This is a genomic window from Pseudomonas sp. TE12234 (genome assembly GCF_054061835.1).
Map to the genome: position 1 here is coordinate 370,770 of NZ_JBSSEP010000002.1, position 18,865 is coordinate 389,634.

An 18,865-nucleotide genomic window follows, 5' to 3' on the forward strand; every position below is an offset into this window, starting at 1 on the left:
GCAAAAGGCCAGCAGTCCGATGAAACGCTTGTTTTAAGGTTTCACATTAACTGGACGCGTGGTTTTTAACGATCAATGTGGGGGCGGAAATAACTGCCGCCTGGCATCGTAACAAGCGTAAGTTCGCCAATTTTGCAGGTGCTGGAAAGCCAGCGCCTACAAATTGCCGCTGACCTGCAGTTGGCCATCCCACCCGCCACCCAATGCCGCAATCAACTGCACGCTGGCAATCAAGCGACTTTGCAGCAGGCTCAGGTTGCTGCGTTCATTGTTCAGGGCAGCGGCCTGGGTCACTACCACATCAATGTAGGCGATCAGACCGGCCTTGTACTGGTTCTGGGTCAAGCGCAAAGACTCACGGGCCGCATCCAGTGCCTGCTGGCGTACGACCGCTTCGTCTTGCAGCACCTTGAGCTGAACCAGGTAATTTTCCACTTCACGGAAACCATCGAGCACGGTCTGGCGGTATTTGGCCACGGTTTGATCGTAGGCCGCTTCGCTGCGGTCCACTTCCGCCGAACGTTGACCACCGTCGAACAAGGTCATGGCCAGTTGCGGCCCGACCGACCAGAAGCGGTTAGGCAAGCTGATCCAGTTGGCGTACGTGCTGCTGCTGTAACCGCCATTCAGGCTCAGGGTCAGGTCCGGGTAATAGGCAGCCTTGGCCACACCGATGTTGGCGTTGGCGGCCATGACCGAACGTTCGGCGGAGGCAATGTCCGGGCGCCGTTCCAATAGTTGCGAAGGCAGGCTCAGTGGCACTTGCGGCAATGCCGGGATGCTGTTGATTTCCGCCAGGCTGAATTCGGCGGGCGGAAGACCGATGAGTACGGCGATGGCGTTTTCAAACTGGGCGCGCTGCCAGATCAAATCGACCATGTCCGCCTCGGTGCTCTTGAGTTGGGTCTGCGCCTGGGCCACCGCGTCCTTGCCGGAGACCCCGGCGCGGTATTGGTTTTCGGTCATTTTCAACGAACGCTGATAGGCCTCGACGGTCGCCTCAAGCAGGCGTTTCTGCTCATCGATCACGCGCAATTGCAGGTAGTTCTGCACCAGTTCCGACTGCTGGCTCAGGCGCATCGCCGCCAGGTCGGCAAAACTGGCCTCGGCATTGGCGGTGTCGGCTTCCAGGCCGCGACGCAGTTTGCCCCAGACATCGGCCTCCCAACTCACGCCGGCCTGGGCCGTATAGGTGTCACGAATGCCGCTGGAAGAACTGGTCAGGCTGGAATTGCTGCTGCCGGTGCCCTGGCTGGAGCGGTTCTTGCCGACGGTCAGGTCCACCGTCGGGAAAAACGCGCCTCGGGCGCTGCGCACAAGGGCCTGGGCCTGGCGATACTGGGCTTCGGACTGCGCCACGGTCTGGTTGGACGCATTGAGTTTCTCGACCAGGCCATTGAGTTGCTGATCACCATATAACTCCCACCACGCGCCGCGGGCCAGGGAATCGCTCGGATTGGCCTGACGCCAGCCGGCCGCTTCCTTGTACTGCGCCGGCGCGGCGGTTTGCGGACGCTGGTAATCGGGGCCGACGGCACAGGCACTGAGCATCGCCACGCACAGCGACAGGCTCAACAAACGCGAGCCTCGAGCCGCGATCATCGGTGCAGCCAGGTTGTAAAGCGAACGGTCAGTCATAGCGGAGTTTCCAGAGCAGCATCGGTACGCACCCCACGCCAATGGTTGAAACGATGGCGCAGCTTGTCGAGATAGAGGTAAACCACCGGGGTTGTGTAAAGGGTCAACACTTGGCTGAAGATCAGCCCGCCGATAATGGTCAGGCCCAGTGGCTGGCGCATTTCCGCCCCTTCTGCGCGGCTGAGCAACAATGGCAAGGCGCCGAGAATCGCCGCCAGGGTGGTCATCAGAATCGGCCGCAAACGTTGCAAACAGGCGTTGCGGATCGACTCCAGCGGCGCCATGCCTTGCTGGCGTTCGAGTTGCAGGGCCAGGTCGATCATCAGGATGGCGTTTTTCTTGACCACGCCGATCAGCAGGAACAGGCCCAGCAACGAGATCAGGCTGAACTCACCGCCCAGGGCATAGATGGATAGCAAGGCGCCGACACCGGCCGAGGGCAAGGTCGACAGAATGGTCAGCGGGTGGATGTAGCTTTCATACAGCACACCCAATACCAGGTACACCGCCACCAGCGCGCCAAGGATCATGAACGGCTGACTCTTCTGGGTGGCGGCAAAGGCATCGGCGGTGCCGGCCATTTTCACGATCACGTCTTCCGGCATGCCCAGCCTGGCAATCGCCCGCTCGATAGCCGCCGTGCCCTGCTCCACCGTGACCCCTTCGGCCATGTCGAAGGAAATGCTTTCGGAAGCGAACTGGCCTTCGTGGCTGACCCGGTCGTCTTCCAGGCTGTTTTCATAGTGAGCGATGGTCGACAGCGGAATCCGCGCACCCGCAGCGGTAATCACCTGAACCTGCTTGAGGGTGATCGGGTCCTGGGCGTATTTCGGGTTGACCTCCATCACCACCTGGTACTGGTTGAGGCTGTCGTAGATGGTGGAAATCTGCCGCTGACTGTAGGCGTTGTTCAGCACCGCCGTGACCATATTCATGTCGACCCCCAGGCGCTTGGCCTGGTCGCGGTCGACAATCAAGGTCACTTGTTGGGCGCCACGGCCTTCACGGGCGTCGATCGCGGTCAGCTCCGGCAAAGCCCTCAGCGCGGTGACGACTTTCGGGTACCACTCGCGCAACTCGCCAAGATCGGCGCTTTGCAAAATGTAGGAATACTGCGACGTGGTCTGTTCACGGCCACCGCCGAATTGCAGGTCCTGGTCGGCCATCAGCATCAATTGCGCCCCGGCGACCTTGGGCATTTCCTTGCGTAGACGTTCGATGACCTTCTGCGCCGAGATATTGCGTTCCTTGATCGGTTTCAACCGCACCAGCATGAAGGCGTTATTGGTGCCGTTGGTGCCGCCGATGAAACCGGCGACGCTTTCCACGGCTTCGTCCTTCAGCACGGCGCGGCGGAAGGTCTCCATTTTAGGTTGCATCACACTGAACGACAGGCCGTCATCGCCGCGCACAAAACCGATCAACTGGCCGGTGTCCTGTTGCGGCATAAAGGTTTTCGGCACGACCACGTACAGGGCAACGTTGACGCCAACGGTCACCAGCAGGCTCAACAAGGTCAGCCGCCGATGGCGCAACACCCAGTCGAGGCTCGTCGCGTATTTAGCGACCAGCCATTCGTTGGCCTGGCGGCTCCAGCGCTGCAAGCGGTTTTCCTGGCCCGGCACATGGGGCTTGAGCCAACGGGCGCAAAGCATCGGCGTGAGTGTCAGCGAGACCACCAGCGACACCACGATCGACGCCGCCAGGGTGATCGAGAACTCACGAAACAGACTTTCGATGATCCCGCCCATGAACAGGATCGACAGGAACACCGCCACCAGCGACACGTTCATCGACAGCAGCGTGAAGCCGACTTCCCGGGCGCCGAGGTAGGCCGCCTTCATCGGCCGTACACCTTCGTCGATGTGCCGGGAAATGTTCTCCAGCACGACGATGGCATCGTCCACCACCAGCCCGGTGGCCAGAATCAGCGCCATCAGCGACAGGTTGTTCAGCGAGAAGCCATAGAGGTACATCACCGCAAAGGTGCCGACCAGCGACACCGGCACCGCCAGGGTCGGAATCAGCGACGCACGGAAGTTACCGAGAAACAGGAACACCACCAGAATCACCAGGGCCACGGCGATCAGCAGGGTCATCTCCGCTTCGTGCAGCGTGGCCTTGATCACCGGCGAGCGGTCCATGGCCAGGTTCAGTTTGACGCTGGCCGGCAGCACCGCCTGCAACGCCGGCAACTGCGCCTTGATCTCGTTGACCGTCTCGATGATGTTGGCGCCGGCCTGCCGGTTGATGACCAGCAATACCGCCGAATCGTTGTTGAAGAATCCGCTGTTGTAACGGTCCTCGACGCCGTCGCTGACCTTGGCCACATCCTTAAGGCGCAGGGCCGCACCGTCGGCGTAGTGAATGATCAGCGACTCATAGTCCTTGGCTTTTTCCAGTTGGTCGTTGGCCTGGACTTGCCACAAACGCTGGCTGTCCTCCACCGACCCCTTGGGCCGGCGCACGTTGGCATTGGCGATGGTGTTGCGCACATCGTCCAGCGCCACGCCGTACTGATTGAGCGCCTGGGGTTCGAGCTCGATGCGCACCGCCGGCAGCGAACTGCCACCGATCTGGACCTCACCGACACCCTGCACCTGGGACAGGCTCTGGGACAGGATGGTCGATGCCAGGTCGTAGAGCTGGCCTTTTTCCAGCACGTCCGAAGTCAACGACAGCACCATGATCGGTGCCTGGGACGGGTTGACCTTCTTGTACGTTGGCATGCTGCGCATGCCGCTGGGCAACAGGTTACGCGACGCGTTGATCGCCGCCTGCACTTCCCGCGCCGCGCCGTTGATGTCGCGGTCGAGGTCGAATTGCAGGATCACCCGGGTCGAGCCCTGGCTGGAGCGGCTGCTCATGGTATTGACCCCGGCGATGGCGCCGAAGGAACGCTCCAGCGGCGTGGCCACGGTGGACGCCATGACCTCCGGGCTTGCGCCAGGCAGGCTGGCCTGCACCACGATCACCGGAAAGTCCATTTGGGGCAGCGGCGACACCGGCAACAGGCCGAAACTGACACCGCCCAGCAGCATGATCGCCAGGCTCAGCAACATGGTCGCGACAGGGCGCTTGATGAAAGGACCGGAGAGGTTCATGGCTGCTCTACCGCTTCCACCGGCTCAGGCTTGCGACCCCAGCGCCGACCGAGGCGATCGAAGTACAGATAGATAACCGGCGTAGTGAACAGCGTCAGCACCTGACTGACCAACAAACCGCCCACCATCACCAGACCCAGCGGTTGACGCAATTCCGCCCCGGAACCGGTGGCCAACATCAGGGGCACCGCGCCAAACAGGGCCGCCAGGGTGGTCATCAGGATAGGCCGGAAACGCAGCAAGGCCGCCTGGTAGATGGCCGTTTCAGGGGCCATGCCCTGATTGCGCTCGGCGTCGAGGGCGAAGTCGATCATCATGATGGCGTTCTTCTTCACGATCCCGATCAACAGGATGATGCCGATAATCGCGATCATGCCCAGGTCATTGCCGCTGAGGATCAACGCCAGCAACGCGCCCACCGCCGCCGAGGGCAGGGTCGAGAGAATGGTGATCGGGTGAATGTAGCTTTCGTACAGCACGCCCAACACGATGTACATGGTCACCACCGCCGCCAGGATCAGCAGCAGGGTACTCGACAGCGACGCCTGGAAAGCCTCGGCCGCGCCCTGGAACTGGGTTTGCACGCCAATCGGCATGCCGATGTCCTTTTGCACCTGTTCGATGATCTGCACCGCATGCCCCAGCGCCACGCCGGGCGCGAGGTTGAACGACATCATCACCGCCGGGAACTGGCCGATATGGGTGATCGCCAGTTGCGCCTGGCGCTCTTCGATGTGCGCCAGGCTGGACAGACGCACCTGACCGCCCTCGGTGGTCTTGACGTGGATCTGCTCCAGCGCCTGCGGGCCGATCTTCTCCCCGGACTGTGATTGCAGCACCACGCGGTATTGGCTGGCCTGGGTGTAAATGGTGGAAATCTGCCGCTGACCGAAGGCGTCGTACAGCGCATCGGTGATGTTCGACACCGAAACCCCGACCCGCGACGCGGCATCCCGGTCGATCACCAGATAGACCTGCAACCCCTTGTCCTGCAGATCGCTGGCGACGTCGGTCAGTTCCGGCCGTTGCGCCAGGGCCTCGACCAGCCGCCCGCTCCAGAGACTAAGCAATTCGGAGTCCGGCGACGACATGCTGAACTGATATTGCGTACGGCTGACACGGTCCTCGATGGTCAAATCCTGCACCGGCTGCATGAACAGGCGAATGCCGACCAGTTTGTCCAGCTCCGGTTGCAACCGGGCAATCACTGCCGTAGCACTCAGGTCGCGCTCGCTGTGGGATTTGAGATTGATCAGTAACCGACCGCTGTTGAGCGTGGAGTTGTCGCCATCGACACCGATGTAGGACGACAGGCTTTCAACCGCGGGATCGGCCAGGATCACTTTGGCCAGTTCCTGCTGACGTTCGCTCATCGCGGCGAAGGAAATCGACTGCGGCGCCTCGGAAATGCCCTGGATCACCCCGGTGTCCTGTACCGGGAAGAAGCCCTTGGGCACGGCGATGTACAGCAATACCGTCAGCGCCAGGGTGGCGATGGCCACCAACAGGGTCAGCGGCTGGTGCTTGAGCACCCACTGCAATTTGCGCCCGTACGCCGCGATCATCCAGTCGATGAACGCGCCACTGGCCCGATAGAAACGGCCTTGTTCGTCTTCCTTGGGTTCACGTTTGAGCAGCCGCGCACACATCATCGGCGTCAGGGTCAGGGACACCACCAGGGAGATCAGGATCGCCACCGACAGGGTGATAGCGAATTCACGGAACAACCGCCCCACCACGTCCGCCATGAACAGCAGCGGGATCAACACCGCGATCAGCGACAGGGTCAGGGAAATCAGGGTGAAGCCGATCTGCTTGGCGCCCTTGAGCGCCGCATTCAAAGGGCTGTCGCCCTTTTCGATGAATCGGGCAATGTTTTCCAGCATGACGATCGCGTCGTCCACCACGAAACCGGTGGCGATGGTCAGGGCCATCAAGGTGAGGTTGTTGACCGAGAAGCCCGCGAGGTACATCACGCCAAAGGTGCCGATCAGCGACAGCGGCACGGCCACCGACGGAATGATCGTGGCGCTTGCCCGACGCAGAAACAGGAACGTCACCATCACCACCAGCGCGATGGCGATCAGCAACTCGTGCTGCACGTCCTTGACCGAGGCGCGGATGGTCTGGGTGCGGTCAGTCAGCACCGTCACGTCGAGGCCGGCCGGCAGGTTGTCGGTGATGCTCGGCAACAAGGCCTTGATCCGGTCGACCACCTCGATGACGTTGGCCCCTGGCTGGCGCTGGATATTCAGCAACACCGCCTGGTTTTCGTTGGCCCACGCCGCCAGACGCTCGTTCTCGGCGCCGTCGACGATTTCGGCCACGTCCTTGAGACGCAACGGCGCGCCGTTGGCGTACGCCAGGATCAGGTTGGCGTAGTCCTTGGGCGACGTCAGTTGATCGTTTGCATCGAGCATCGAAACCCGCGTCGGGCCATCGAAGTTGCCCTTGGGCTGGTTGACGTTGGAGGCGCCGATCAGCGTGCGCACGTCCGACAGGTTCAGGCCGTTGGCCGCCAGGGCCTCGGGATTGACCTTGATCCGCACCGCCTGACGCTGACCACCGGCGATGCTGACCATGCCAACGCCGCTGATCTGGGCGATTTTCTGTGCCATGCGGGTGTCGACCAGGTCGTTGAGCTTGGGCAGCAGCATGGTCTTGGACGTGATGGCCAGGGTCAGCACCGGCGTATCGGCCGGGTTGACCTTGTTGTACACCGGCGGTGCCGGCAGGTCCTTGGGCAACAGGTTGGTCGCGGCGTTGATCGCGGCTTGCACCTGCTGCTCGGCGACATCCATGTTGATGTCGAGGCTGAAACGCAGGGTCAGCACCGAGGCGCCACCGGAGCTGGTGGACGCCATTTGTGTCAGGCCGGGCATCTGCCCGAACTGCCGTTCGAGCGGAGCGGTGACGGCGCTGGTCATGACGTCCGGACTGGCGCCGGGGTAAAGGGTCATGACGCGGATGGTCGGGTAATCGACCTGAGGCAACGCCGAGACCGGTAACAGCCGATAAGCGATCACCCCGGCCAGAACGATGGCCAGCATGCTCAGGGTGGTCGCTACCGGGCGAAGGATGAACAGCCGCGAGAGATTCATGCGCCGCCCTTTTTCGCCTTGTCGGTGGTCTGTTCAGTCGTACTGGCCGCCGATTTGCCTTGCAGGTGGCCAGCCGGACTGGCCGGCACGTCCTCGGGGGTGTTGACCACTTCCACGTCGCTGCCGTCCTTGAGACGGTCGGTGCCCTCCAGCACCACGCGATCACCCGCGGAAAGGCCTTCGGTGACCACGGTGTTTTCACCGTCGCTGGCGCCGATTTTCAACTGACGAATCTTGACCTTCTTGTCGCCGTCCAGGGCATAGACGAACGTGCCGTTTGTACCGAACTGGATGGCCGCAGAAGGCGCGAGCACCACGTCTTTGAGGGTGTCGGCCAACAGGCGCACATTGACGAATTGGTTGGGGAACAGCGACTGATCGCGGTTTTCGTAGCGCGCCTTGAATTTCAGGGTCCCGGTGGTGACGTTGATCTGGTTGTCCAGACTCTGCAACACGCCGGTGGCCTGCAGTTTGGTATCACCACGATCCCAGGCTTCGGCCGGCAGCCTCGCGCCACTGCGATAGCGGGCCAGCACGACGTCAAGGCTGCTTTCCGGCAGGGTGAAGGCCACGCTGATCGGTTGGGTCTGGGTGATGACTGCCAGTGCCGTCGTATCGTTGGCCGCGACCAGGTTGCCGATGTCCAGTTGCCGCAAACCGATGCGTCCGGCGATCGGTGCGCGGATCCGGGTGAATTCGAGATTGAGCTTGGCGTCGTTGACCGCCGCCTGATTGGTCTTGACCGTGCCCTGGAACTGTCCCACCAGTGCTTCGGCGGTGTCCAGGGTTTGCTTGGCGATGCTGTCTTCACGGTACAGGCCGCGATAACGCTCGACGTCCACCTGGGCGTTTTTCAGCTGTGCCTGGTTCTGCAACAAGGTGCCTTCGGCCTGAAGCAAGGCGTTCTGGTACGGACGTGGATCAATCTCGGCCAGCAGATCGCCAGCTTTGACCATCTGCCCTTCTTCGAAGTAGATCTTGACCAGCTCACCGCCGACGCGGCTGCGCACGTTGATGGTATTCAGCGCCGTGACGGTGCCCAAAGCCTTGTAGTACAGCGGGAAGTCACCCTTGACCGCCGGCGCCACTCGCACCGGAACCGGCCCTGTCGCACCGCCGAACCCGGGACGCATCGCGCCCGACCTGCCCGTGTGTCCGGCAACGGCTTTTTGCCCCGCAGCGTCTTTCGGCACCGCGCTGCCGGGCCAGAACTTCCAGCACAGACCAGCGATGACCAACAGTACGAGCAGGCCAAACAGCCAGCGACGGGGACTACGGGGGGTGGAGGATTGCATTGAGTGATCAACCATTAGGCGCGTGGGCTTCTTTTTTACATGAGGCTGAACGATAAGCACTGGCGGGTATTAAGCAAAGCGCCTTTACCGGCAATTTACCTTCGGCTTACGTAACAGAAGACCTATCTAAGACACTGAAGCACAAATGAAAACGGCCTGGGGAGGGCCAGGCCGTTAAACTTTGTAAAGGTATGCTTATTTCAGTACAGCAAGTGCCGCTTCGTAGTTCGGTTCTTCAGCGATTTCCTTGACCAGTTCGCTGTGCAGCACGTTGTCGTTCTCGTCCAGTACCACCACGGCGCGGGCGGTCAAGCCCTTGAGCGGGCCGTCAGCGATGGCCACGCCGTAGTTCTGGATGAATTCGGCACCGCGCAGGGTCGACAGGTTCTGGACGTTTTCCAGACCTTCTGCGCCGCAGAAACGGGCCTGGGCGAACGGCAGGTCAGCGGAGATGCACAGCACCACGGTGTTGGCCACGTCGTTGGCCTGGGCGTTGAACTTGCGCACGGAGGTGGCGCAGGTCGGGGTGTCGACGCTTGGGAAGATGTTCAGCACTTTGCGCTTGCCGGCGAAGTCTTTCAGGGTGACGTCGGACAGATTGCCGGCAACCAGGGAAAAGGCTGGCGCCTTGGAACCGGCTTGAGGCAGTTGGCCGTTGACTTGAACCGGGTTGCCTTTAAGAGTGACTTGAGCCATGAACGGAGTCCTTCTGAACGTTTGTGGTAGAGAATTTTGAAGAGGTCGAAGTTAACCACGAAATTGTCCGACGACCTACTCTGGATACAAATTGTGACCAGTCGTCGAGCAATCTGAAACCCGGCGTTTGCACAATCACCACAAGACCCTGTGGAAGCCGGGCTTGTCCGACCCATTAGGCAATCGCCCTCCCCAGCCGCCTCCCGGTGCTCATCACGAAAGCCCCGCATCGACCTCGTTGGTGAATTTTTTTGCAACAGTGTCGATTAGGCCCTCCGCCGTACGACTATAAATTGAAGCACTCTAATCCAGCGGAGATCAAAACCATGCGATTCATGATCATCATCAAAGCCAGCCAGGACTCCGAAGCCGGTGTCATGCCCAGCAACGAACTGCTGACCGCCATGGGCAACTACAACGAAGAACTGGCCAAGGCCGGCATCCTCGTCGCGGGCGAAGGCCTGCACCCCAGCAGCAAAGGCGCCCGCGTGCGCTTCTCGGGCGACAAGCGCACCGTGATCGACGGCCCGTTCGCCGAAACCAAGGAACTGATCGCCGGCTACTGGCTGTGGCAGGTGAAGTCCAGGGAGGAAGCCATCGAGTGGGTCAAGCGCTGCCCCAACCCGATGCCGGGTACCGAGGCCGAGATCGAAATCCGCCAGGTGTTCGAGATGGATGACTTCGGCGAGGAGTTCACGCCGGAACTGCGCGAGCAGGAACAGCGGGCTTTTGGGCAGAAGAAGTGCTGAGCCTCGAATCCATACTGTGGCGGACTGGCGGATACTCAGCAGTCAATCATGCCGGGCAAGCTGGCAGTCAACCAGGTACGGGCTAATCTTGACCCGCGCTCCCTACTTCTGCCCTTCGTGACGTGGGGATTGCCCTGTTGGGAGCACAGGCGCCGAGGAACCGTGTAGCGCGCCGCTTGGCAGCCCAACGGGGCAAGCCCCTCACCACAGATCATATAAACCCGCGTTTTGTCTTCTCACAAAGTGCGGGTTTCGTCGTTAAACACCCGTGCTCACAGCCAACCCACTGAATCGCATTAACTTTTTAGTACACGAATAAAGTGAGATTTTGCACACAAAACCAAAGAATTAATCCCTTCGACTGGCTAAACGGTGGTGAGCTGCTAGCGTCAACAGGACGTGTCCTACAGGCTGGATAGCAAAGAGACTACGTCGTAACGGCCGCCAAGTGCCGAGTTGTCTGAATGAGCCACCAAGGAACCGGGGAATCATGGCGAACACACTGGAGTTGCACGCCTGTCTTTTAGCGACTTTGCCTTTGCCTGTCTTTTACGCCCAGGTAGACAACACCGAGACTGCCGACACCATCAACAACCCGCTGTACCTGGCGCCCGCTTCCCACCTGCTGGACCAATGCGCCCTGAAGCTGCATACAGCCGCCCACTTCCCGGCCAACTCCCGATTCGATCTACATCGCAGTGACTTTCGCTCAAACGCCAACTGGGTGTTCGACATTCAAAATCACCCTCACGCCCCCTCGGTTTGGGTGGCGGCAAAACCTGCAAACCCCGGCCTAATACCATTCATGCCTTCTTCGAACCGCATGGACCGTGAATAACGGTCAGCAAGGAGCTTTTATGCACGGTGCCATTCGCGTAGCCGGTTTCAGCCTGATGACGATGTTCGTCAGTTGTGGTGTCGGCGCTCAGGACCTCGACACCCGAATCGGCAAAATTGCCATGGAGGGCGAACTGCCGGCTCACGAATCCATTGCCAAACTGTATGCCGAACTGGATTTCCAGCAAGCCACCCAAAGTTACCTCTGGGCCTTGCCGTTGGTGTCTTACGCCCAATGGCAGGCAGAATTCCGCGACAAACTGGGTGCCCGCAGCGGCGACCTGATGGTGCTCAACAGCTACGAAGACAAGCTCGGTGTGATCACCGCCAACGCCACCACACCGTACATCCTCGGTTTCGTCGATCTCAATGAAACCGGCCCGCTGGTCATCGAATTGCCGCCCGGCCCGACCGCAGGGGGCGTCGGTGATTTCTGGCAGCGCGCAATCATCGACATGGGCCAGACCGGCCCCGACAAGGGCCAGGGCGGCAAATACCTGGTGCTGCCACCAGGCGTCGAACCGCCGGCCGATGCCGGCAAGTATTACCTGGCCAAATCGGAAACCATGAACGTGCTGGTAGGTTTTCGCGTGCTCGATCCGGACCCGGCCAAAGGCACGGCACTGGTCGAACAGTTCAAGATGTATCCCTACGCCAAACGCGCCGATCCGGCAAAGACCAAACTGCTCTCTCCTGGTGGCAAAGCCTGGTCCGGCACCCAGCCACGCGGCCTGGCGTATTGGCAGCGCCTGCACCAGATCATCCAGAAAGAACCGGTCAACGAACGTGACCGCTTCTACATGGCCATGCTCGCCAGCCTTGGCATCGAGAAAGACAAACCGTTCAACCCGACCGAAGCCCAACACAAGGCCCTGGAGCAAGGAGCCCTGGTGGGTGAACTGATCGCCAAGGCCAACACGTTCGCCAAACGTTTCCCCGGCGCACAGTACTGGCCGGACCGGCGATGGGACACCGTACTGAACATCGCCGAGCCGTCGCAGCGCGTGGCCTATTACGACCAGTTGTGGGAACGCAGTGCCTGGTTTTACGAAGCGGTCACCAACACCAAAGGCATGGTTTCCAAAACCCCGGGCCTGGGCCAGACCTACCTCGGCGCTTACACCGACGACAAGGGCAACTGGCTCGACGGCGGCAAGCACTATCGTCTCCACGTCGGCGCCAACCCGCCAGCCAAGCAGTTCTGGTCGTTGACCGTGTACGACACCGACAGCCGTTGCCTGATTGATAACCCACAACGCAAAGCCGACCTGTCGTCACGCCAGGACCTAAAAAAGAACACCGATGGCTCGGTGGACCTGTACTTCGGCCCGACCGCGCCAAAAGGCTTCGAGAACAACTGGGTGCAAACCCTGCCGGGCAAACACTGGTTCAGCTACTTCCGCCTGTATGCCCCGACTGAAGCCTATTTCAACAAGACCTGGAAACTCGACGACATCACAGCCGTGAAATGACGGGCAGGATTTCAACAAGGACCCACCATGAATAAGCGCAATTTACTGTTGAGCGGTCTGGCCCTGACCCTGAGTACCAGCGCCTCGGCCGACTTCACCGCCACCCCGGAAGAAGCCCGGAGCATTGCCAAGGAAGCCTATCTGTATGGTTTCCCCGTGGTGGAGATGTACAAGACGCTGTACACCCAGGCCGTGGACAAGAAGAGCCCGAACTTCAAGGCACCGTTCAACCAGATCGGCAACACCGCCAAGGCGTTTACCGCCAGGGACACCGCGTTCGTCACGCCAAATGCCGACACGCCCTATTCCTTCGTCTGGATGGATCTGCGCGCCGAGCCCCTGGTGCTGACCTTGCCCCCTATCGAAGAGCACCGTTACTACTCGGTGCAATTGATCGACGCCTACACGCAGAACTTCGCCTACCTGGGGACCCGCAGCACCGGCAACAATGGCGGCCACTACATGATCGCCGGGCCCAACTGGCAGGGTCAGCAACCGCTGAACATCGACCGCCTGCTGCGTAGCGAAAGCAACATCGCCTACGCGCTGTATCGCACCCAGTTGTTCGATGACAAGGACCTGGCCAAGGTCAAGCAGATCCAGAAGGGCTACAAGGTCGAAACCCTGAGCCACTACGACAAGCAAAAGGCGCCACCGGCTGCGCCGAAGATCGACTGGCCGAAACCCACACCGACCATGAGCGACACCCCGGACATCTTCCGTTACCTGAACTTCATGCTGTCCTTCGCACCCTCCCAGGACGTGGAAAAGGACCTGCTGGGGCGATTCGCGAAAATCGGCATCGAAGCCGGCAAGCCGTTCAACGTCAACACCCTCAGCCCGGACCAGCGCAAGGCCCTGGAGGACGGCATCAGCGACGCCAAGGCCGAGTTCGCCGAATTCAAGAAAACCAAAGTCGACACCCACGAAGTCTCCAGCGGCGACGTGTTCGGCACCCGCGACCACCTCAAGGGCAATTACCTGTATCGCTACGCCGGCGCCAACATGGGGATTTTCGGCAACTCCGCCGAAGAAGCGGATTACATCGGCTATTTCGTCGACAAGGACGGGCAACCGGTCGATGCCTCGAAACACGATTACACCCTGCACTTCGACAAAGACGCCCTGCCCCCGGCCGACGCGTTCTGGTCGCTGACGATGTACGACGGCCAGAACAAACTCCTTGTGGCCAACCCGCTCAATCGCTACCTGATCAACTCGCGCATGCTGCCTGACCTCAAACGCGATACCGATGGTGGCCTGACCCTCTATGTACAGCACCAGGCGCCGGCCAAAGACCTGCAAAGCAACTGGCTGCCGGCACCGAACGGTCCGTTCTACGGCGTACTGCGCCTCTACCTGCCCAAACCGGAAGTCACCAATGGCCAATGGAATATGCCGTTGCTGACCCCTGTAGACCAAAAAGACAAATAAGCGGAGTCAGTGATGATCAGGCCTTCAGTAGTGCGCCCTTTGTTGGCGCTGTGCATGGTTGGGGGTAGCCCGCTGGTGCTGGCAGCCGAGGGCGGCGTTGGCCGGCCGATCACCGGTCAGCAGGTGTTTTCCAATGCGGGGGTCATTCCGCCGGCGCCGGGCTGGGTGATGTCCCTGACCAGCATCTGGTACGACGGCGATCTCAAGGGCAACACCCAAGTGCCGATTGTCGGTGCCTTGAGTACCGGGGTGGACATGAAGGTGTCCTACACCATGGCCAACTTCACCCGTATCTGGGACACCGGCAAGGGAAGCTGGAACTATGCCTCGGCCATTGGCGTGCCGGTGCAATACACCGACGTCACCGCGAGCATCAGCGGCCCCCGTGGCCGCACACTGGGCAATGAAGACACCGGCACCCAGTTCGCCGACATGCTGGTGACACCGATTGCCGCCGGCTACCACTTCGACGAGGTCAACCACCTCTCCTTGTCCCTGCCGATCTACGTCCCGACCGGTGCCTACAACGACAATCGCCTGGCCAACCCCGGACAGAACACCTACACCTTCATGCCCACCGTGGCGTTTACTCACGCGGACGGCAAGGGCGGCGAGTTCACGCTGTCGGGCGGGCTGGAGTTCTATACCGAAAACAACGCCACCGATTATAAAAACGGCGACATCTTCACCCTCGACGCCCTGTGGACCCATGGTTTCGGCAACGGCTGGAACGCCGGTCTGGTTGCCGGTTACATCCAGCAGATCACCGATGACTCCGGCAGTGGCTCTACCACTGGCTTTCGCGGACGTTCGGTGGGGGCCGGCCCTTCCGTGGGCTGGAGCGGCAAGTTCGCCGATGCCCAGGCCAGCGTCAGCGCCCGCTGGGTGCCCGAGTTCGACACCAAGAACCGGCCGGAAGGCAATGGTTTCAACATCAACCTGACCCTCGCGTTTTTCTAGGAGATCGCCAGGGATGATCATCAGCGCCCGCTGGAAATTCCGCCCGTCTTCCACCCCGGTCATTCCGACCTTTATGTTTTGAGCGAGGAGTAACCCATGACCGCACTCAATGACCTCAACGCCCTGCAAGCCAGCATCGCCGAAGCCGTACTGGGCCAGGACCAGGTGATTCGGCAGATCCTCCTGGGCCTGCTGGCCAATGGGCACTTGCTCCTGGAAAGCCTGCCGGGGCTGGCCAAGACCCGCACGGTGAAGGCACTGGCCAAACACCTGGACGCGAAGATGAGCCGCATCCAGTTCACCCCGGACTTGCTGCCGTCTGACATCACCGGCGCCGAGGTGCTGCATCAGGTCGAGGGCAAAAACGAGATCCGCTTCCAGCCGGGCCCGCTGTTCGGCAACCTGATCCTGGCCGACGAAATCAACCGCGCCCCGGCCAAGGCCCAGGCGGCGTTGCTCGAAGCCATGGAAGAGCGGCAAATCACCGTGGCCGGCAACAGTCATGCGCTGCCGGAACTGTTCATCGTTGTCGCGACACAGAACCCCATCGAACAGGAAGGCACCTACCCGCTGCCCGAAGCGCAGATGGACCGCTTTCTGATGAAAGTCCTGCTGGATTACCCCAGCGCGGCAAACGAGAGCCAGGTGCTGCGCCTGTTGCGCGAGGAAGAACAGGCACTCGGCGCCAAGACTGCTCCAGTGCAGGGCTTCGCCCTGGCCCAGGACGTGATCTTCGCCGCGCGCCGGGAAGTCAGCACGGTGCACGTATCCCCGGCCATCGACCGCTACTTGATCGACATCATCAATGCCACCCGCCATCCGGCCGATTACGACGTCGACCTCGGGCGCTGGATCAATATCGGTGCCAGTCCTCGCGGCGGTATCGGCCTGGACCGCTGCGCCCGCGCCGACGCCTGGTTGCAGGGCCAGGACTTCGTCTCACCGGATAACGTGCGCGCCGTGGTGCACCCGGTACTGCGCCATCGCCTGCAACTGAGTTATGACGCGGTGGCCGATGGCGTAACGGCTGATCAGGTGCTCGACCGATTGCTCGATAAAGTGGCAATTCCCGCATGAACGCCGACGGCCTGGTCTATGTCTCTCTGGCGCAATTGATGGCGCTGGAATTCAAGGCCCGTGACTTGAGTTTTCTTGCGCGTCAGCCCCGGGGCAGCATCCTGGCCGGCAACCATGCGTCGCGCCTGCGGGGCCGTGGCCTGAACTTCGATGAATTGCGCCGTTACCAGCCCGGGGACGATTTGCGTCACCTCGACTGGCGTGCGTCGTTGCGCACCGGCAAACCGGTGGTGCGCACCTTCACCGAAGAGCGGGACCGTCCGGCGTTGATTGTCGTGGACCAGCGCATGTCGATGTTTTTCGGCTCGCAACGCAGCTTCAAATCCGCCGTCGCCGCTGAACTCGGCGCCCTGGCGGCTTGGATGGTGTTCAACGCCGGGGACCGGGTCGGCGGGCTGGTGTTCAACGACCAACGCATCGACAGCATCACACCGCTGCGCAGCCGCAAGCGGATCGAAGCGTTGTGCAGCCATATCGCCCAGCAAAACCAGGCACTGAATGCGGCCAACCCGGACGCCGAAGGCGAAGAGCAACTCGACAAGGTGTTGCAGCAGTGCCTGGCCCTGGCCGGGCACGATCACCTGATCTGCATCGTCAGTGACTTTGCCGGGGCCGGTGAACGAACCTTGCAGCTGATGCGCCAATTGGCCACGCACAACGATGTGATCGCCATGCAGGTCTACGATCCGCTGGCCCTGAACCTGCCGAAAAACGGCCGCCTGCTGATCACCCAAGGTGAGTTGCAGGTAGAGCTGGCGGTGGAACGCCGTCAGGTACACCAGCCTTTGGGAGACTTTCTAAGTGGCCGGCTGAAGGACGTTGCAACGCTGTTGCGGCGCAGTCGGGTGCCTTTGATGATGTTCAGCACCGCCACCGAGGCACAGCAACAATTGCGCGCCGAGCTGGGCAAACTGGCGGGAGCGCGGCGATGAATCCGAACGTTCCGAGCATTGACCAACTCCAGGAAATTGCCCTGCCAGCGGCGGCCAGCTACGCACCGCAAACGTGGGGTTGGTGGGCATTGTTGGCGCTATTGACAGTGACGGTGTTGCTGGTCAGCGCGCGGCGTTACTGGCAATGGCGGCGGGACCGTTATCGGCGCGAGGCGCTGCTGCGCCTGGCGCAATTGCAAAAGCGCAGTGATGACCTGAACGCGTTGCGCGAACTTCCAGAACTTCTAAAACGTACCGCCCTCTCCATGCCAGCCGCACACCCTGTGGGAGCGAGCCTGCTCGCGATGGCGGCTCAACATTCAACGACGAAGGTGGTTGACAGTCCGCTATCGCGAGCAGGCTCGCTCCCACAGTCGCCGGCAGCACTTGGAAAAGATGATTGGCAGGCGTTTTTGCAGCGCCACTGCAAGCAGCCGTTGCCCGCCAACTTCAGCCAACAACTGTCGCTACTTGCATATGCCCCCGATGCGGCTTTGCGTGCACTGCCCAATGAGCAACGCCAGCAGCTGTTCGACACCTGCAAAACCTGGGTGGAGCATCATCATGTGGCAGCTTGATTACCCCTGGCTGTTGCTGTTGCTGCCATTGCCATGGTTCGGTTATCGCTACCTGCCTGACTACCGTGAGGCGCGCAGCGCCGTGCGTGTGCCGTTTTTCACCGCCATGAGCCGTGCCGTCGGCCAGGCTCCCAGTCAGGCCGGCACCCGCAGCAACCGCTGGCAATTGCTGTTGAACCTGCTGGTGTGGGCACTGTTGCTGCTGGCGGCGGCCCGGCCGGTGTACGTGGAAAAACCCATCGAGCGTCAGCAACCGGTGCGCGACCTGATGCTGGCCATCGACCTTTCACAGTCCATGGAAACCACCGATTTCACCGACGCCAATGGCCAGAAAATCAATCGCCTGGACGCCGTCAAAGCGGTAGTGCATGGCTTCATCGACAAGCGCAAAGAGGATCGTCTCGGCCTGATCGTGTTCGGCAGCGGCGCTTACCCGCAGGCCCCCTTGACCCTCGATCACGCCAGCCTGTCGCTGTTGCTGGACGACACCGGCATCGGCATGGCCGGCCCCAATACAGCGATTGGCGACGCCATCGGCTTGAGCCTGAAACTGCTCGACCAGGCCCGCGAACAAGAGAAAGTGCTGATCCTGCTCACCGACGGCAACGACACCAGCAGCGCCATCACTCCGGATCACGCGGCGGCCATGGCGGCGGCCATGGCGGCGGCCAAGGGTGTGGTGATTCACACCATCGGCATCGGCGATCCTGACGCCTCCGGTGAAGCCAAGGTCAACCTGCAGGGCTTGCAGCAGATCGCCGCCGCCACCGGTGGCAAGTTCTTCCGCGCCGAAGACCGCAATGCGCTGGATCAGGTCTACAACACCCTCGATACCCTCACGCCGCATCAAGTGAAGACCCTCAGTCATCAACCCAAACGTGATCTGTTCTGGTGGCCGCTCGGGGCGGCGATCGCCTTACTCTCGCTCTATCACCTGGGCGCCCTGCTGTGGCCACGCGTGTCCATTGCCCGTCAGCGGCAGGAGGTTTGAG

Annotated in this window: 14 protein-coding genes; 9 read left to right on the forward strand and 5 right to left on the reverse strand. The window is 61.1% G+C overall.

Annotation, left to right across the window (positions count from 1 at the left end; all coding sequences use genetic code 11):
- Positions 1–156 precede the first annotated feature (156 nt).
- From ACVWYU_RS05370 to tpx, 5 genes are all read right to left on the reverse strand, one after another.
- On the reverse strand, positions 157–1,638 hold the full coding sequence (locus ACVWYU_RS05370; protein ID WP_457372136.1) for an efflux transporter outer membrane subunit: 1,482 nt from the start codon (positions 1,636–1,638) through the stop codon (positions 157–159).
- On the reverse strand, positions 1,635–4,742 hold the full coding sequence (locus ACVWYU_RS05375) for an efflux RND transporter permease subunit (RefSeq protein WP_457372137.1): 3,108 nt from the start codon (positions 4,740–4,742) through the stop codon (positions 1,635–1,637). Before ACVWYU_RS05375 ends, ACVWYU_RS05370 begins: the two co-directional genes overlap by 4 nt.
- Positions 4,739–7,843: an MdtB/MuxB family multidrug efflux RND transporter permease subunit gene (locus ACVWYU_RS05380; protein ID WP_457372138.1), complete on the reverse strand. Its 3,105-nt coding sequence runs from the start codon at positions 7,841–7,843 to the stop codon at positions 4,739–4,741. The genes ACVWYU_RS05375 and ACVWYU_RS05380 overlap by 4 nt, the downstream gene beginning before the upstream one ends.
- On the reverse strand, positions 7,840–9,153 hold the full coding sequence (locus ACVWYU_RS05385) for an MdtA/MuxA family multidrug efflux RND transporter periplasmic adaptor subunit (protein WP_457372139.1): 1,314 nt from the start codon (positions 9,151–9,153) through the stop codon (positions 7,840–7,842). The genes ACVWYU_RS05380 and ACVWYU_RS05385 overlap by 4 nt, the downstream gene beginning before the upstream one ends.
- Before the next feature lie 180 nt (positions 9,154–9,333).
- Positions 9,334–9,834: a thiol peroxidase gene (gene tpx / locus ACVWYU_RS05390; RefSeq protein WP_090321038.1), complete on the reverse strand. Its 501-nt coding sequence runs from the start codon at positions 9,832–9,834 to the stop codon at positions 9,334–9,336.
- Between the two features lie 326 nt (positions 9,835–10,160).
- On the opposite strand from tpx, the gene ACVWYU_RS05395 reads away from it, so the two are divergent.
- The 9 genes from ACVWYU_RS05395 (at position 10,161) to ACVWYU_RS05435 (ending at position 18,864) form a co-directional block, all read left to right on the forward strand.
- Positions 10,161–10,583: a YciI family protein gene (locus ACVWYU_RS05395; RefSeq protein WP_457372140.1), complete on the forward strand. Its 423-nt coding sequence runs from the start codon at positions 10,161–10,163 to the stop codon at positions 10,581–10,583.
- A 490-nt stretch (positions 10,584–11,073) separates the two neighbouring features.
- Positions 11,074–11,421 carry a hypothetical protein gene (locus ACVWYU_RS05400; RefSeq protein WP_457372141.1) on the forward strand — a complete coding sequence of 116 codons (348 nt, stop codon included), beginning with the start codon at positions 11,074–11,076 and terminating at the stop codon, positions 11,419–11,421.
- A gap of 19 nt (positions 11,422–11,440) precedes the next feature.
- A complete protein-coding gene (locus ACVWYU_RS05405) occupies positions 11,441–12,892 on the forward strand; it encodes a DUF1254 domain-containing protein (RefSeq protein WP_090321028.1) in 1,452 nt (483 codons plus the stop codon).
- A gap of 27 nt (positions 12,893–12,919) precedes the next feature.
- Positions 12,920–14,326, forward strand: coding sequence for a DUF1254 domain-containing protein (locus ACVWYU_RS05410; protein ID WP_457372142.1), 1,407 nt, complete (start codon positions 12,920–12,922; stop codon positions 14,324–14,326).
- A gap of 12 nt (positions 14,327–14,338) precedes the next feature.
- Entirely contained in the window at positions 14,339–15,286 is a 948-nt protein-coding gene (locus ACVWYU_RS05415) for a SphA family protein (protein ID WP_090321018.1), read from the forward strand.
- A 96-nt stretch (positions 15,287–15,382) separates the two neighbouring features.
- Positions 15,383–16,363 carry an AAA family ATPase gene (locus tag ACVWYU_RS05420; RefSeq protein ID WP_457372143.1) on the forward strand — a complete coding sequence of 327 codons (981 nt, stop codon included), beginning with the start codon at positions 15,383–15,385 and terminating at the stop codon, positions 16,361–16,363.
- The gene (locus ACVWYU_RS05425; protein ID WP_457372144.1) at positions 16,360–17,295 is read left to right on the forward strand and encodes a DUF58 domain-containing protein; all 936 of its coding nucleotides are present in this window, start codon (positions 16,360–16,362) and stop codon (positions 17,293–17,295) included. Before ACVWYU_RS05420 ends, ACVWYU_RS05425 begins: the two co-directional genes overlap by 4 nt.
- Positions 17,292–17,873 carry a DUF4381 domain-containing protein gene (locus tag ACVWYU_RS05430; RefSeq protein ID WP_457372145.1) on the forward strand — a complete coding sequence of 194 codons (582 nt, stop codon included), beginning with the start codon at positions 17,292–17,294 and terminating at the stop codon, positions 17,871–17,873. The genes ACVWYU_RS05425 and ACVWYU_RS05430 overlap by 4 nt, the downstream gene beginning before the upstream one ends.
- Complete coding sequence (locus tag ACVWYU_RS05435; RefSeq protein WP_457372146.1) at positions 17,860–18,864, forward strand: vWA domain-containing protein; 1,005 nt, start codon at positions 17,860–17,862, stop codon at positions 18,862–18,864. The genes ACVWYU_RS05430 and ACVWYU_RS05435 overlap by 14 nt, the downstream gene beginning before the upstream one ends.
- The last annotated feature ends 1 nt before the right edge of the window (position 18,865 follow it).

Coding starts and splice junctions, on each gene's coding strand:
- ACVWYU_RS05385 (WP_457372139.1), bottom strand. CDS start 9,153: ATGGTTGATCACTCAATGCAATCCTCCACCCCCCGTAGTCCCCGTCGC.
- tpx (WP_090321038.1), bottom strand. CDS start 9,834: ATGGCTCAAGTCACTCTTAAAGGCAACCCGGTTCAAGTCAACGGCCAA.
- ACVWYU_RS05400 (WP_457372141.1), top strand. CDS start 11,074: ATGGCGAACACACTGGAGTTGCACGCCTGTCTTTTAGCGACTTTGCCT.
- ACVWYU_RS05405 (WP_090321028.1), top strand. CDS start 11,441: ATGCACGGTGCCATTCGCGTAGCCGGTTTCAGCCTGATGACGATGTTC.
- ACVWYU_RS05395 (WP_457372140.1), top strand. CDS start 10,161: ATGCGATTCATGATCATCATCAAAGCCAGCCAGGACTCCGAAGCCGGT.
- ACVWYU_RS05430 (WP_457372145.1), top strand. CDS start 17,292: ATGAATCCGAACGTTCCGAGCATTGACCAACTCCAGGAAATTGCCCTG.
- ACVWYU_RS05420 (WP_457372143.1), top strand. CDS start 15,383: ATGACCGCACTCAATGACCTCAACGCCCTGCAAGCCAGCATCGCCGAA.
- ACVWYU_RS05425 (WP_457372144.1), top strand. CDS start 16,360: ATGAACGCCGACGGCCTGGTCTATGTCTCTCTGGCGCAATTGATGGCG.
- ACVWYU_RS05370 (WP_457372136.1), bottom strand. CDS start 1,638: ATGACTGACCGTTCGCTTTACAACCTGGCTGCACCGATGATCGCGGCT.
- ACVWYU_RS05380 (WP_457372138.1), bottom strand. CDS start 7,843: ATGAATCTCTCGCGGCTGTTCATCCTTCGCCCGGTAGCGACCACCCTG.
- ACVWYU_RS05415 (WP_090321018.1), top strand. CDS start 14,339: ATGATCAGGCCTTCAGTAGTGCGCCCTTTGTTGGCGCTGTGCATGGTT.
- ACVWYU_RS05435 (WP_457372146.1), top strand. CDS start 17,860: ATGTGGCAGCTTGATTACCCCTGGCTGTTGCTGTTGCTGCCATTGCCA.
- ACVWYU_RS05410 (WP_457372142.1), top strand. CDS start 12,920: ATGAATAAGCGCAATTTACTGTTGAGCGGTCTGGCCCTGACCCTGAGT.
- ACVWYU_RS05375 (WP_457372137.1), bottom strand. CDS start 4,742: ATGAACCTCTCCGGTCCTTTCATCAAGCGCCCTGTCGCGACCATGTTG.